This window comes from Pseudoalteromonas sp. P1-8 (genome assembly GCF_001399985.1).
Taxonomy (GTDB): Bacteria; Pseudomonadota; Gammaproteobacteria; order Enterobacterales; family Alteromonadaceae; genus Pseudoalteromonas.
Map to the genome: position 1 here is coordinate 47,322 of NZ_LJSO01000010.1, position 14,154 is coordinate 61,475.

The window sequence follows — 14,154 nt, forward strand, 5'->3', positions numbered from 1 at the left end:
CTAATTGAATTAAAATCCTCGCCAATATTCTCAACGTATTAAGGCGAGATCGAAATGACTACATTAAACAACCAGAACCTTCTACAACTTCGTTTTGTAAGCCAAGCGCACATTGACGCAGTTAAGCCTTCTTTTGCTAACCTACCTGCTAACCCATACGCAGATGGTGAATTTCGTAAGCGTCGTTATTCAGTAATTAAAGTTGTTGATGGTGAGTTAAAACTACAACCAACAAAAGCATTCGTGCAAGATGACTCAATCAATACATTCCAAGGTAATGTTGAGCGCACCTATGAAAATCTAGAAGATAGCTTATTAGCGACTGATGGCATGAAGCAAATCGTTAATCAGTTCCGTGATATGACGGGTATCAGCGATGATCGCGATATTGAAATTCACCAATTCAGAATGCTTGCGATCGACAGTGACACACCAGCTGCGCCAGAAGGTGTTCACCAAGATGGTTTTGATCACGTATGTGTGTGTGGTGTATCACACGAAAATCTAGAGGGTGGTGAGCTGCTTGTTTATGAACACCAGCAGGCTGAACCATGTTTCAAAATGGAAATTAAAGACGGCATGTTCGCACTGATTAATGACCGTGAAGTATGGCACAACGCTACACCAATGAATAAATTAGACGCAAGCAAAGAAGGTTACCTTGATTGCTTCGTACTAACTGCGTAAGGGTAAACCATGAACTTAACGCAATTACGTCGCCAGTTCCCTGCACTTATGCAACAAGTTGCTGGTCAGTCACCGATTTTCCTTGATGGTCCAGGTGGCTCGCAAGTACCACAGTCAGTTCTAAGCGCTATGAGTGCATATTTGGGTTACTTCAACTCAAACTTAGGCGGCGCATTTTTCTCAAGTGATAAAACGGTAGAGTTAATGGCAAATGCTCGCCAAGCTGCAGCCGATTTATTAAATGCGCCATCGAAAGAGCAAATCGTGTTTGGTGCAAACATGACAAGCTTAACGTTTAGCTTTAGCCGTGCCATCTCGCGTGATTGGACTGCTGATGATGAAATTATTGTCACCAATGCAGATCACTTCTCAAACGTATCATCTTGGCAGCAAGCTGCTGAAGATAAAGGCGCGACAGTAAAAACTACCCTTATCAACGAAGCTGATTGCAGCCTAGATATGGCACATTTTGAAAGCCTTTTATCTAGCAAAACAAAGCTTGTTGCAGTGACGTATGCATCAAACACCACAGGTTCAATTAATGACATTAAACGCATCGTTGAGCTTGCACATGCTGTTGGTGCGCTAGTGTATGTTGATGCCGTTCATTACGCACCTCATGAGCTTGTAGATGTACAAGCACTTGATTGTGACTTCTTAGCCTGCTCTGCATATAAGTTCTTTGGTCCTCACCTTGGTATTGTCTATGGCAAACGTGAGCATCTTGAAGGTTTCACACCATATAAAGTTGAACCTGCAAAAGATGTTGCGCCAGGTCGCTGGGAAACGGGTACACAAAGCTTTGAAGCGCTAGCTGGCTTAATTGCAGCTGTTGATTACATTGCTGCAATTAGTGAACTTGATGATAGTCATTCACGTCGAGAAAAACTCGCGGCTGCATTTGCTATGACTAAACAACACGAAATGGCATTAAGTAAGCATTTCTTAACGCGTTTAGCAGATTACCCACGTATCAAGTTATTTGGTATTGATGAACTAGAGCGTATAGCTTATCGCACACCGACTTTTGCTTTAACTTTTGAAGGCATCGAGCCACGTGTTGTGTCTGAATTTTTAGGTAAGCAACATATTTGTGTGTGGGATGGTAACTTCTACGCCCAAGGCTTATGTAAGCAGCTAGGTGTATTAGAAACCGGTGGTGTAGTACGCATTGGTTGTATGCATTACAACACAATTGAAGAGCTTGATAAGGTTTTTGATTTATTTGATCAATTACTAGCAGATTAAAGCTGAGCTTTAATTAAGCTATAAGCAGCCCGAGTGGGCTGCTTATTACCGCTAGGATTGTGGTTGGCCATATATTTGTTCCGCGCGGTTGAATAAGACCCACGAGGTTAAAATATACTTATCATTTGAAATTGGCTTATTACCACGGTGCGTGTGGGTAAAATAGCCCGGTGCTACGACCATAGAACCCTGTTTAGGCGATATTTTTCGTTGTTGATAGTAAAACTCTGTTTCACCACCTTCTTCTACATCATTTAAATAGAACATAAATAACAGCACACGATGCAGAGCTTCGTTGTGGCCAGCTTGCGGGTATACCTCGCTATGCCAATAAGGGTAGCCACCTTTATTGATATCGTATTTCTGTGCTTGAATTGGACCCATGCGGAAAATTTGCTGCACGAGTAATGGCAATTGTGGTTTGCCGACTTCTTCAAAGTTATCTTGTGTTAGGTCAACAGGTTTGCCGGTTTGCGGATGGTAAACCTTTAAACCAAAGGCACCAATCATCATAAAAATATGCTCTTCAAGGTATTTGAAGACGTAACCCGCAGTCGTTTGTTGAATATGCTTTAGTTGCTCAGCGTATTCGGGGTGGTTATTAAGGTATAAATCGCGGCTGTCTTTTTTCGCTAAATCTACTCCGCCTGAGGTAATGCCTTGTTTTAAATACGGGCTTTGTTCAAATACCGTGATAAAGTTGTCGCAAAATTCTTTGCTGAGGGCGTTTTCGTATACGCGAATAAAGTCCGTCATGAGCTACCTTTAGTTTATATTTTTTATAGGGTTACTATGTTTACTGAAACTATCACACCACGCTTTAGCGAAACAGATGTGCTAGGGCACATCAACAATACCGTACTCCCTGTATGGTTTGAAGCCGCCCGAGCGCCTATTTTCAGGTTTTTTACGCCCGATTTAAACCCTTATGAGTGGAAACTGATCATTGCTAAGGTTGAAGTAAGCTTTGTGGGTGAGTTGTTTTATGGTCACGATGTCACAGTGAAAACCAGTGTTGAGCACATCGGCTCTAGTTCATTTGTACTGCGTCAAGAGGCTTGGCAGCAAGGTAACTGCTGTGCCGTTGGTAAAACCGTACTAGTACGTTACGACTTCGCAAATAAATGTTCGCAAAAACTTAATGAGCAAGAAAGGGCTGACCTTACAGCGCATTTAATCGCTGAGTAATACCTCATTTTTTGCCGACATTTATGAACGCTTGGGGTAAAATGCGCCTTCATTATTTTGACTGAGTAATTTTGGGTTACACGCAATGCTGTTAATGATCGACAATTATGATTCGTTTACATACAACCTAGTGCAATATTTTCAGCGCTTAGATCAAGATGTATTAGTTAAACGAAACGATGAGATCAGCATTGCTGAGATTAAACAACTTAACCCAGAGCACATCGTACTATCGCCTGGGCCATGTTCACCAAACGAAGCGGGTATTTCTTTGCAAGTGGTTGAACAACTAAAAGGTCAGTTGCCAATTCTTGGTATTTGCTTAGGTCACCAAACTATTGCTCAGGCTCTAGGTGCTGATGTTATTCGTGCAAAGCAAGTGATGCATGGTAAAACCTCGTTAGTTAAGCATACCAATCAAGGTGTGTTTAACGGTTTGGCAAATCCACTAACGGTATGCCGGTACCATTCTTTAGTGGTGGATAAACAAAGCCTGCCTAGTGACTTCACTATTACTGCATGGACAGAACAAAATTCTGATTTTGATGAAATTATGGGGATCATGCATAATGATTTAGCACTTGAAGGAGTGCAATTTCACCCCGAAGCAATTTTGACCCAACAAGGGCTTGAATTACTTGCTAACTTTTTAACTCGCTTCTAACCTTAGGCTAGTGAATTAACAAATATGACCGACAATACGCCTGTGCAAATGACCGAAGAAAACCGACAACAAAGGACTGCGATGGTGCTTAATGAGCGCGCGCACGATCTTTTGCTTGGTCACAGTTTTGCACAGCGTCAAATTGGCTATATTCACACCCTCGAAATTGATTATGGCGAATCAATGGAACAGCGAACTCTATTAGAAGTAGAAGTTGCTGCTGAGAAAAAACGTCAAAAGAGCAGTACAGCTCACCATAAATACCGTGCACAGGCGAGCAAGCAATTACACCAAGTGATTGAGGCTGCCATGCACAAGCAGCTTGAAGACATTGATTCAGTAATTCATGAAACTATAGGGATTCAAGATAGCGTACCTGCTATTTTAGATATTTTAGCTGTGCGCTCGGCCTCAGTAGGTCGACTAGAGCCGTTAGTTAAAGATTTGAGTTGGTTAGGTCGTGAGCTTGTTGCGTTTGTGAATTTACCTTTCTATCGAAAACAACGTAATAAACACACTTCAGTTCAAGTCGATAACCCACTGTTAGCGCTACGCTACATTGGTTTAGATAATTTAAAGTTTGTCGTGCCAACCTTTGCGGTACGTCATTGGATGCCACACAGTACAGAGCCATTTCCACTACTAAAGCGTCGACTTCGTGATAACTCAATGGCGTGTGCCATTGCTGCTCAAGAACTTGCTAAATTAAATGGTGTAAATGAGGTGCACGCGTTTACCTTAGGTATGCTACTCGACGTGGGTAAGATAGCGCTAGTCCGTATATACCTTCGTATTTTTGAGTTAGTTTGGCAGCGCCAAGTAACTAAAGCCCGTGATGAGCAAAAGAAAGATCTACACACAGCTTTATTAGAGCTAAAACCGGATCCTTTATTTTTAAGCACCTTGCTAAATAAGCAGTCGATGAAGGTAACAGCCACCGTAATTGAGAAAATGGCTTTTAGGTATTTGCCATTTAATGCGGTAATGCAGCAGTTAACTACACCTTTAGCTAAAAACGATGAGTATTTGCCGCTTACCAAGGTGATTTTAAAAGCACGTTGTTACGCTCAGTATTTAAGTTTAAATGAGCATCAACTAGTCGAAAATGACGAAACCGAACGTTGGTTTGCACACTTCGATTTCACTAAAGAAGAGCTTGATCAGCTAGTAAAATGCAATTTTGATCGCTTTCATATTCAAATTAATTAAAAAAATTGTTAATTTTTTTGCGACTATTCATTCATTGTTTATCAATCCGCAGTGACAAATTTTTTCTCTTTAGCCTCTGCTTGGCTCACTAGCCGTAAGCCTTTTTATAGTATTTAGAGTAAAAAATAGCCTTCAAATAGTTATTCACTATCCATGAAAAAATATCTCAAGCCCTTTATTTTCAAGGGCTACATGAAAGTTTTCTAAGAGACAGGACGAAAATTTTCTGGAATAATGGATGAATGAAAATTGAACCAAAGAGTAATTTTGGTGATTTTGCGCTAAGCTCAATCGGCTAAGTAAAATGGCTTAGTTTAGCTTTAGAGCGCCACCTTACTCTGAGTGTGCTTACAATTATGAGGATATAAAATGACAGTCAATCGCGAATTATTTGATCAAGTAATGGTTCCTAACTATGCACCATCAAGTGTTATTCCAGTTCGAGGCGAAGGCTCTCGCGTATGGGACCAAGAAGGTCGCGAATTTATCGATTTTGCTGGTGGTATTGCTGTTAACTGTCTTGGCCATTGTCACCCAGCTCTTGTAAGTGCATTAAAAGAGCAAGGCGAAAAAATTTGGCACTTATCAAATGTAATGACTAATGAGCCAGCGCTTCGCTTAGCTAAAAAGCTAACTGACGCAACGTTCGCTGAAAAAGTATATTTTGCTAACTCTGGTGCAGAAGCTAACGAAGCGGCACTTAAACTTGCACGCCGTTTTGCACTTGATAACTTTGGTGAGCAAAAGTCACAAATTATCTCATTCAACAAAGGTTTCCACGGCCGTACCTTCTTCACAGTAACAGTAGGCGGTCAAGCTGCATACTCTGATGGTTTTGGTCCTAAACCTGGTGATATCGTTCACTGTGACTACAACGATTTAGCTGCATTTGAAGCGCTTATCTCAGACAGCACATGTGCAGTAATGATGGAGCCTCTGCAAGGTGAAGGCGGTATCATTTCTCCAACTGCTGAGTTTGTTGAAGGTGTTCGTGAGTTATGTACTAAGCATAATGCACTACTAATCTTTGATGAAGTACAAACAGGTGTTGGCCGTACGGGTGAGCTTTATGCTTATCAAGGTTTAAATGTAACTCCTGATATCTTAACGACTGCAAAAGCGTTAGGTGGTGGTTTCCCTATCGGTGCAATGATCACCACAACTGATATTGCTAAGCACTTAAAAGTAGGTACTCATGGTTCTACTTACGGTGGTAACCCTCTTGCGTGTGCAGTAGCAGAAGCTGCATTCGACACAGTAAATACTCCTGACGTACTTAACGGTGTTAAAGAAAAGTCAGCGTTATTCCGCGAGTTATTAACTGCGATTAACGAAAAGTACAATGTATTCACTGAAATCCGTGGCGAAGGTCTATTAATTGGTGCTGTAGTAACAGAGCAATTCAAAGGTCGTGCAAAAGAGTTTTTAGTGGCTGGTACAGCAGAAGGCGTTATGTCTTTAGTTGCTGGCGCTGATGTTGTTCGTTTCACTCCGTCACTTGTAATTCCAGAAGCTGATATCCGCGAAGGTATGGCTCGCTTCGAAAAAGCAGTTGCAAAAGTCGTTAACGGCTAAACGAAACTGTCATTTCAGGGCAAGTTAAGCTTGCCCACATTTCTTAATTTACCGTTATTTATAAGGGAGCAAGCGGACTTATGATGATCCTTCGCCCAATCCAGCAAAGCGATTACCAAGCGTTAGTAAAGATTGCTGTTGAGTCAGGCCATGGCTTTACGTCTTTGCCTAATAATGAAGAGTTATTACAAAAGAAAATTGATCATTCTGTCAGCTCATTTGCAAAAGCAGCACAGCAGCCAGGTGATGAAGGTTACTTGTTTGTTCTTGAAGATAGCGAAACGGGTGAAGTTGTAGGGACTTCGGGTATTGAAGCCGCTGTTGGTTTAGATGATGCTTTTTATCATTATCATTTAAGCAAAGTAATTCATTCTTCTCGTACGCTAGACGTGTATAAAGCCGTTGATATTTTAACTCTGTGTAATGATTACACCGGTGCAACTGAGCTATGTACATTATTCTTAAAAGATGGCTACCGTAAAAATAATAACGGTAAATTGCTTTCAAAAGCGCGTTTTATGTTTATTAATCAACATAGAGAACGTTTTGCTGACACCGTCATTGCTGAAATGCGTGGTGTGTCAGACGAAAGCGGCGAAAGCCCATTCTGGCAATGGCTAGAAGAGCACTTTTTCTCAATGGACTTTCCAACGGCAGATTACTTAACGGGTATTGGCCAGAAAGTATTTATTGCTGAGTTAATGCCTAAATACCCAATTTACGTCAACTTACTGAGCAAAGATGCACAAGCTGTGATTGGTCAAGTACATGACAACACACGTCCTGCGATTGAACTATTAAAGAGCGAAGGTTTTACCTTTAATGGTTATGTAGACATTTTTGATGCAGGACCAACTGTTGAAGCAAAAGTAGATAACATTGCTACAGTCAGAAATGCCCACACAGTTAAAGTTGAAATTGGTGAAAGCCAAGGCGACACCACGGTATTGTTAGCAAATGATAAAATTGCTGACTTTAGAGCAACCGTGACTCAAGTTAGCCTATCATGCGATGCCGATAGCATCACAATCTCAAGTGAACTAGCAAAAGCACTTCACTTAGAAGCGGGTGATTCAGTATCACTTGCAGAACTATAGAATTCAGGAGACATATTAATGACTCATGCAGCGCAATTTATTAATGGTCAATGGCAAGCAGGCCTTGGTCATACTTTTCAATCTGTAAACCCAGCAAATAACGATGTAATCTGGCAAGCAAACACTGCCACTGCTGAACAAGTAGACGGCGCAGTCGCTGCTGCACGTGAAGCGTTTTACAGCTGGGCTGATAAAACATTTGCAGAGCGTTTAGCGATTGTAAAAACATTCGCAGAAACGCTTAAAGAGCACAGCGAAGAACTAGCGATTGCTATCGCACAAGAAACAGGTAAACCACTTTGGGAAACACGCACTGAAGCAGGTGCGATGGTGGGTAAAATTGCTATCTCTGAAAAAGCATTTTTAGAGCGTACAGGCGATGTTGAAAACCCAATGCCACAAGGTCGTGCGATGATCCGCCACAAGCCTCATGGTGTTGTAGCTGTGTTTGGCCCTTATAACTTCCCTGGTCACTTACCAAATGGTCACATTGTACCTGCATTATTAGCAGGTAATACCGTGGTATTTAAACCCTCTGAGCTAACGCCAGCAGTTGCTGAGTTAACGTTAAAGTTATGGCAAAAGGCGGGTCTCCCTGCGGGTGTAATCAACCTTGTGCAAGGTGAAGTAGAAACGGGTAAAGCGCTTGCATCTCATAAAGGGATCGACGGTTTATTCTTTACTGGCTCTTCGCGCACTGGTCATATTTTACATGAACAGTTTGCTGGTCAACCGGGTAAAATCTTAGCTTTAGAAATGGGTGGTAATAACCCGCTTATCGTTAATGATGTTGCTGACACTAAAGCGGCTATCCACGATATTATTCAATCAGCGTTTATCTCTACAGGTCAACGTTGTACGTGTGCGCGTAAGTTATTCTTACCTGTAGGCGAGCAAGGTGATGCCATCTTAGCGGGTCTTATTAAAGCAACTAAAGCTATTAAAGTCGGTGACTACGACGCAGAAGATCAACCTTTCATCGGGTCAATGATTTCTTCAGTAGCAGCAGCTGGTATGGTCACAGCACAACAGCAACTTGTTGAGCTTGGCGCTGAAGTGTTAGTTGAGCTAACGCACAAAGAAAATACCGGCTTTGTAACACCGGGTATTTTAGAGTGTACAAATGTCGCTAACTTCCCAGACGAAGAGCACTTTGGACCACTTCTTAAAGTATTCCGCTTCACTGATTTTGATGCCGCTATTGATAAAGCGAATGACACAAGCTTTGGTTTATCAGCTGGTTTATTAAGCGACAGCGCAGCTGATTACGACCATTTCTTACGTCGTATTCGCGCAGGTATCGTAAACTGGAACCGTCCTATCACAGGTGCATCAAGTGCAGCACCATTTGGTGGTATTGGTGCATCAGGTAACCACAGAGCAAGCGCATATTATGCTGCTGACTATTGTGCATACCCAGTCGCTTCGGTTGAGCTTGAAAAAGTAGCAATGCCAGCGACATTAAGCCCAGGCTTAAAAATCGATTAATAATCGTAAATCATTATAAAAAGCAGCTTCGGCTGCTTTTTTTGTATGAGATGCTTGGCAAAGGTAGCAATTAAAAGCGCTTTCTGCTTAAATCTAAAGAGATAGTTTTTTATTAGGTGTGCAGTCGTATGGTTTTAGATAGGCAAGGGTACGATGATCTTGTCATGTATCTCACTCAAAATTTAGCGCTTTTTGAGAAGCCGGGTCAAATTAAACCAGGAGCTCCAACAGTGTTAGAGCTGATTGAAGACGTGATAGCAGAAAATGTCATGTTACTTTGCGAGCAACACACAGAGCTTAATACTGAACAACGCAGCCAAATTGTTCGCGAAGTCGACGGTATCGTATATGACTTACAAGAAGTGCTAAGCAGCGTTACAAATCACACAGTAACTGTTGAACAACACGCGTTTATTGATGAGTTTGCTGGATTAGTAAAAAACTTATTCGATAGTGCTGTTGTCGAAAGTGCCTAACTTATAAAGCACAATACAATTTCTAGTCTTTAAGCGAGCAGCTCAAAGTTAGCAACTCGCTTTCCTTTAAAGCTCACCTCTTATCCCTTGCATCTGTGTGTGACTTGCTTACAATCAAGCAAAATAACTTTAAGAGATAAAGCACATGCAAGCGAATGTAAAATGGGTAGAAGGCGATACGTTTATTGGCCTTTCAAATTCAGGTCACAATGTAGTTTTTGATGCAGGCAGCGATAGCGCTGCGCCAAGCCCAATGGAAATGGTTTTAATGTCAGCGGGCTGTTGTTCATCTGTTGATGTTGTTAGTATTTTAAAAAAAGCAAAACAGTCATTTTCTGATGTGCAAGTTAAGCTATCTGCAGAGCGTGCTGAGTCAGCACCTCGCGTGTTTACCAAGATTAATCTACACTTTGTGGTTACCGGTGATAATGTCTCTGAAAAGCACCTTGCAAGAGCGGTACAATTATCTGCTGAAAAGTATTGTTCTGTAGCCTTAATGCTTGATAAGACAGTAGAAATTACGCATAGTCATGAAGTTGTGCAAGAACAGGTAAAATAACGCTTTTTCCGAGCAGGAAATTCGTATAAAATCCGCGAACTTTTATTTCTGCTGGTGCAGGTTTCACTCGTTTTAAGGTTGGTTTAGCATGAATAAACCCTTCGATAAAATTAAGCTTCATGGCTTTAATAACTTAACTAAGAGCTTAAGTTTTAGTATTTACGATATTTGTTACGCAAAGACGGAACAACAGCGTAAAGAATATATTGAATATATCGACGAACAGTACAGTGCTGATCGCCTTACCGATATTTTAGGTGAAGTTGTGGATATTATTGGCGCAAACATTCTAAATGTTTCTCGCCAAGATTATGATCCGCAAGGCGCCAGCGTAACAATCTTGATCTCTGAAGAGCCAATTGAGCAACAAACAACGTATGACGTTGATGAAGCGCCGGGTCCTCTTCCTGAAACAGTGGTAGCGCACTTAGACAAGAGCCACATCTGTGTTCACACATACCCAGAAGCACACCCGGATGATGGTATTTGTACGTTCCGTGCTGATATCGAAGTATCAACGTGTGGCATTATTTCGCCATTAAAAGCGTTAAACTTCTTAATTCACAGCCTTGAGTCTGATGTTGTAACAATTGACTATCGCGTACGTGGTTTTACTCGTGACGTTGATGGTGTTAAACACTATATCGATCATGCAATTAACTCAATTCAGAACTACATGACTGAAGATACCAAAGAAGCGTACCAAATGATGGACGTGAACGTGTATCAAGAGAACTTATTCCACACGAAGATGATGTTAAAAGAAACTGACTTGAATACTTACCTATTCGGTGTTTCTACAGCAGATCTTTCGGAAGAAGAAGAAGAAGCCATCTACTCTAAGCTGACCCGCGAGATGCAAGAAATCTTCTACGGTCGCAACTTACCAGACACTGAGTAAGTCACTATAGCTTTAAAGAAACGGCGCGCAATGTAAGTTACGCGCCGTTTCTTATAGTTACTTAACGAGTAGTAGCTCAGTTTGTCTGTCGTTCAAGTACCAAACCCCTTTGTTATCAAAAAATGCGTCCTCTTCAAGCATTATGCGAATCTCTTTGTTCCAAGGTTCAATGAATACCGCATTATTTAACTCAATTGAGTAGGCTGTATTATGGTGAAGAGGGTAGTCACCATCGCCTTCGACACCTTGCTGAGAGTCCCACATACCCAATGTTGTACCTGCACCATGACCATGATAACCAATTGGGTGTGTGTAGATTGTTGGTTTTAACCCTTTTGCAATTGCCTCGGCGCGTGATTCTTTCAGCACTTCGTTACCAGTTTTCCCTGCTTCAAAGTGCGAGGTAAAAATATCTTGTAATTGATTGCCACGTTTTAATGCGTTTATTAGATGCTCAGGGGCCTGTGACTCATTTTCTTTTAACACATAAGCGTGTTGTTGAGTGTCAGTATTTAAGCGCAAATAGGTAATGCCAAAGTCAACATGCAGCAGATCGCCTTCTTGAATGATTTGTTTATCATCTTTATTAAAACTGGTCTCATGATCAAAAGTTGTTTTATCAGCACGTTGTATACTGACGCTTGGGTGAAACCATGTTTGCAGTTTTAAATCCCTTACTCGTTCTCTAAACCACCAAGTTAAATCTGTGGTTGTTGTTTTGCCAACAGTGATGACTTTACTTGAAAATCCCTCGGCAATAATTTGATGCGCAATGGCGACCGCTTTTTTATACATTGCTATTTCTTCAGGTATGCGTTGTTCTAGCCAAGCTACTGCGAGGGGCTCTGCAGAAATCAGTTTATTAAGGTATTTGCTTGGGAGAGCACTTTTAAGGGCATTAAAATCGCTAACAACGAGTCCATCTGCGTGAGCCCACGTTTTCGATATGTTAAGTGCGATATTTTTGGGTTGATATTGCTCAATCAGTTCAACTAAGGCTAACCATTGATCTGGCTGCTGCTGTTTGTCCCATGCTTTTTTAAATACAGTACCTATGCTGTAGGGCGCAACTGCGAGTGCATCAACTTCGCCTTGTTTATTACGTGCAAAAACAAGTATGGTTGTTCGCCTTGCAGAAAGCCAAGTAGCGGGTAGAAAGGTTTTTAAAATAGGGTCTTCATTATACTCTCGGCTAATCATAAGCCACATATCAATATTATGTTGCTTCATAAGCGTGGGTAAAAGAGTTTTAACTTTAAGCTCTGTTATTTTATCTATAAAAGCAGCACGCTCCTTCATTGGTAGTATCGATAATTCACTTGCCTTAATGGGTAATACCCATAAGGTACATAGCATTAGGGCTAGCATGATGTTTGTTTTGTTTAGCACGTTGTTATTCCCTTTGTTCTTTTTATGCACAGCTTCAAAACATAGCAACACTATATACAATAAACGAGTAATTTAAGGTGAGTTGCAGCTTTCTAAGTGGAAACTCGCTTGCTAGAGTAAGATTTAAATATCTGAAGAAATTTAAGGATAGATATGTCAGTTGTTCTCTCGCAGTCAGTATTTTTAGCAGAGCAAGTTCGTGACCATGAAGGACCCGCAGCTAAGCGCTCTGGCGTAACCTTGTATGAGCTTATGGAGCGAGCAGGGCTGGCGACTTATCAGCAAGCTATCAGCTATTTTCCTAAAGCAAGTACATTCGTAGTGTTAGCGGGCGTTGGTAACAATGCCGGTGATGGTTATGTTGTTGCTCGCTTAGCTAAACAAGCGGGCAAACAGGTTACGGTTATTGCAGCAATATCTGATAAACCGCTCAAAGGCGATGCGCTCAGTGCTCAGCAAGCTTGGCTTGACGCCGGAGGGGCAATAACCGCTGATGCCAGTGTTATTGAGCAAGCAGATATCATTATTGATGGCCTGCTTGGCACGGGAATTCAAAGCGCGGTGCGCGAGCCTTTTTCAACCTTGATTAAAGCAGCTAACGTGAGCCAAGTGCCGATAGTTGCTATTGACCTACCCTCAGGCATACATGCCGACACAGGTGTGGTACAAGGAGTTGCAATAAAAGCCGCGCTTACTGTGACTTTTGTGGGGATTAAACAGGGGTTAGTGACAGGGCAAGGTAGAGCGCATGCAGGGACATTAGAGTTTAATGATTTAGGTATTGAAGATGCCTTTTTAAAACAGACATCACCCACGGCTGAGCTTATCAATTATCAGAGCCAAGCTAGGCTTCCTGAGCGCGATAACAACAGCCATAAAACCAGCCATGGTAAATTGCTGTGTGTTGGTGGTAATGCCGGCACTGCAGGCGCTATTCGTTTAACTGCAGAGGCAGCGCTTCGCACCGGTGCGGGTATGGTCAAAGTGTATACCCATAGTAGCTCTATTCTACCAGTAAGTATTGGCCGGCCAGAATTAATGGTGACAGATACAAATCTGATTAGCGCTCTTGAGTGGGCAACCTGTATTGCTATTGGCCCAGGGCTTGGTCAAGACACTTGGTCGGAAACAACCTTTGAAGCAGTCATGCAGTATTGCTTTACTAATAATAAGCCTTTGGTTATTGATGCTGATGCACTTAATTTAATGGCTCAGCATGCTTCGTCATTCCCATTAGCTAATACCGTTATCACACCACACCCCGGTGAGGCAGCAAGGTTACTTAATTGTCGCGCTAGCGATATTGAAGAAAATCGCTTTCATGCAGTAAAACAGCTCGCACGTAGCTATACCACTACTTGTGTACTCAAAGGTGCTGGCAGTTTAATTGCTGATAATAACCAAACATGGGTGTGTACCGACGGTAACCCTGCACTTGCGGTTGGCGGCAGTGGCGATGTTTTAACAGGCATCATAGCGGCATTGATCGCACAGGGGCTTACTCCTCAGCAAGCAGCTTGCTTAGGCGTAACCTTACATGCAAAAGCTGGTGATATTGCCGCAGAACGTGAGGGCGAAAGAGGTATGTTACCGAGTGATTTGTTTGCCGTTGTAAGGAAGCTGATAAAAGAGTTGGCAAGCAGTGCTGACTTGAGCAGGTAAGGCTAAATATT

General features: G+C 41.9%; 14 protein-coding genes. 12 read left to right on the plus strand and 2 right to left on the minus strand.

The annotated features are described in order from the left end of the window. Positions 1-54: 54 nt before the first annotated feature. Together AN213_RS14315 and AN213_RS14320 are read left to right on the plus strand one after the other, a co-directional pair. Positions 55-687: a 2OG-Fe dioxygenase family protein gene (locus AN213_RS14315; protein WP_054563473.1), complete on the plus strand. Its 633-nt coding sequence runs from the start codon at positions 55-57 to the stop codon at positions 685-687. Between the two features lie 9 nt (positions 688-696). After that, positions 697-1,935: a cysteine desulfurase-like protein gene (locus AN213_RS14320; protein WP_055198945.1), complete on the plus strand. Its 1,239-nt coding sequence runs from the start codon at positions 697-699 to the stop codon at positions 1,933-1,935. A 51-nt stretch (positions 1,936-1,986) separates the two neighbouring features. Here AN213_RS14320 and AN213_RS14325 read toward each other — a convergent pair whose 3' ends face one another. Beyond that, a complete protein-coding gene (locus AN213_RS14325) occupies positions 1,987-2,691 on the minus strand; it encodes a 2OG-Fe(II) oxygenase (RefSeq protein WP_055198946.1) in 705 nt (234 codons plus the stop codon). Between the two features lie 36 nt (positions 2,692-2,727). Here AN213_RS14325 and AN213_RS14330 point away from each other — a divergent pair, with 36 nt between their 5' ends. The 9 genes from AN213_RS14330 to speD all read left to right on the plus strand — a co-directional run bounded on the left by AN213_RS14330 (position 2,728) and on the right by speD (position 11,092). Beyond that, positions 2,728-3,123: a thioesterase family protein gene (locus AN213_RS14330; protein WP_055198947.1), complete on the plus strand. Its 396-nt coding sequence runs from the start codon at positions 2,728-2,730 to the stop codon at positions 3,121-3,123. Between the two features lie 85 nt (positions 3,124-3,208). Continuing rightward, positions 3,209-3,787, plus strand: a complete 579-nt coding sequence (locus AN213_RS14335; RefSeq protein WP_054552416.1) for an aminodeoxychorismate/anthranilate synthase component II — start codon at positions 3,209-3,211, stop codon at positions 3,785-3,787. Between the two features lie 48 nt (positions 3,788-3,835). Then, positions 3,836-4,996, plus strand: a complete 1,161-nt coding sequence (locus AN213_RS14340; RefSeq protein ID WP_054563503.1) for an HDOD domain-containing protein — start codon at positions 3,836-3,838, stop codon at positions 4,994-4,996. A 369-nt stretch (positions 4,997-5,365) separates the two neighbouring features. Continuing rightward, complete coding sequence (locus AN213_RS14345; protein WP_054563477.1) at positions 5,366-6,571, plus strand: aspartate aminotransferase family protein; 1,206 nt, start codon at positions 5,366-5,368, stop codon at positions 6,569-6,571. An 80-nt stretch (positions 6,572-6,651) separates the two neighbouring features. Further along, entirely contained in the window at positions 6,652-7,668 is a 1,017-nt protein-coding gene (gene astA, locus AN213_RS14350; protein WP_055198948.1) for an arginine N-succinyltransferase, read from the plus strand. A gap of 18 nt (positions 7,669-7,686) precedes the next feature. Then, positions 7,687-9,156, plus strand: a complete 1,470-nt coding sequence (gene astD, locus AN213_RS14355; protein ID WP_055198949.1) for a succinylglutamate-semialdehyde dehydrogenase — start codon at positions 7,687-7,689, stop codon at positions 9,154-9,156. A 128-nt stretch (positions 9,157-9,284) separates the two neighbouring features. After that, complete coding sequence (locus AN213_RS14360) at positions 9,285-9,632, plus strand: DUF3802 family protein (protein ID WP_054563480.1); 348 nt, start codon at positions 9,285-9,287, stop codon at positions 9,630-9,632. A gap of 145 nt (positions 9,633-9,777) precedes the next feature. Next, entirely contained in the window at positions 9,778-10,191 is a 414-nt protein-coding gene (locus tag AN213_RS14365; protein ID WP_055020887.1) for an OsmC family protein, read from the plus strand. Between the two features lie 88 nt (positions 10,192-10,279). After that, positions 10,280-11,092, plus strand: coding sequence for an adenosylmethionine decarboxylase (gene speD / locus AN213_RS14370; RefSeq protein ID WP_054563482.1), 813 nt, complete (start codon positions 10,280-10,282; stop codon positions 11,090-11,092). A 57-nt stretch (positions 11,093-11,149) separates the two neighbouring features. On the opposite strand, the gene AN213_RS14375 is transcribed toward speD, so the two are convergent. After that, positions 11,150-12,460 carry a M24 family metallopeptidase gene (locus AN213_RS14375; RefSeq protein ID WP_055198975.1) on the minus strand — a complete coding sequence of 437 codons (1,311 nt, stop codon included), beginning with the start codon at positions 12,458-12,460 and terminating at the stop codon, positions 11,150-11,152. A 174-nt stretch (positions 12,461-12,634) separates the two neighbouring features. Here AN213_RS14375 and AN213_RS14380 point away from each other — a divergent pair, with 174 nt between their 5' ends. Next, positions 12,635-14,143, plus strand: a complete 1,509-nt coding sequence (locus AN213_RS14380; protein ID WP_055198950.1) for a bifunctional ADP-dependent NAD(P)H-hydrate dehydratase/NAD(P)H-hydrate epimerase — start codon at positions 12,635-12,637, stop codon at positions 14,141-14,143. The last annotated feature ends 11 nt before the right edge of the window (positions 14,144-14,154 follow it).

What these genes read in the sequence shown, in the direction of transcription:
- AN213_RS14315 (WP_054563473.1), top strand. Translation starts at nt 55, where the DNA reads ATGACTACATTAAACAACCAGAACCTTCTACAACTTCGTTTTGTAAGC.
- AN213_RS14320 (WP_055198945.1), top strand. Translation starts at nt 697, where the DNA reads ATGAACTTAACGCAATTACGTCGCCAGTTCCCTGCACTTATGCAACAA.
- AN213_RS14325 (WP_055198946.1), bottom strand. Translation starts at nt 2,691, where the DNA reads ATGACGGACTTTATTCGCGTATACGAAAACGCCCTCAGCAAAGAATTT.
- AN213_RS14330 (WP_055198947.1), top strand. Translation starts at nt 2,728, where the DNA reads ATGTTTACTGAAACTATCACACCACGCTTTAGCGAAACAGATGTGCTA.
- AN213_RS14335 (WP_054552416.1), top strand. Translation starts at nt 3,209, where the DNA reads ATGCTGTTAATGATCGACAATTATGATTCGTTTACATACAACCTAGTG.
- AN213_RS14340 (WP_054563503.1), top strand. Translation starts at nt 3,836, where the DNA reads ATGACCGAAGAAAACCGACAACAAAGGACTGCGATGGTGCTTAATGAG.
- AN213_RS14345 (WP_054563477.1), top strand. Translation starts at nt 5,366, where the DNA reads ATGACAGTCAATCGCGAATTATTTGATCAAGTAATGGTTCCTAACTAT.
- astA (WP_055198948.1), top strand. Translation starts at nt 6,652, where the DNA reads ATGATGATCCTTCGCCCAATCCAGCAAAGCGATTACCAAGCGTTAGTA.
- astD (WP_055198949.1), top strand. Translation starts at nt 7,687, where the DNA reads ATGACTCATGCAGCGCAATTTATTAATGGTCAATGGCAAGCAGGCCTT.
- AN213_RS14360 (WP_054563480.1), top strand. Translation starts at nt 9,285, where the DNA reads ATGGTTTTAGATAGGCAAGGGTACGATGATCTTGTCATGTATCTCACT.
- AN213_RS14365 (WP_055020887.1), top strand. Translation starts at nt 9,778, where the DNA reads ATGCAAGCGAATGTAAAATGGGTAGAAGGCGATACGTTTATTGGCCTT.
- speD (WP_054563482.1), top strand. Translation starts at nt 10,280, where the DNA reads ATGAATAAACCCTTCGATAAAATTAAGCTTCATGGCTTTAATAACTTA.
- AN213_RS14375 (WP_055198975.1), bottom strand. Translation starts at nt 12,460, where the DNA reads ATGCTAGCCCTAATGCTATGTACCTTATGGGTATTACCCATTAAGGCA.
- AN213_RS14380 (WP_055198950.1), top strand. Translation starts at nt 12,635, where the DNA reads ATGTCAGTTGTTCTCTCGCAGTCAGTATTTTTAGCAGAGCAAGTTCGT.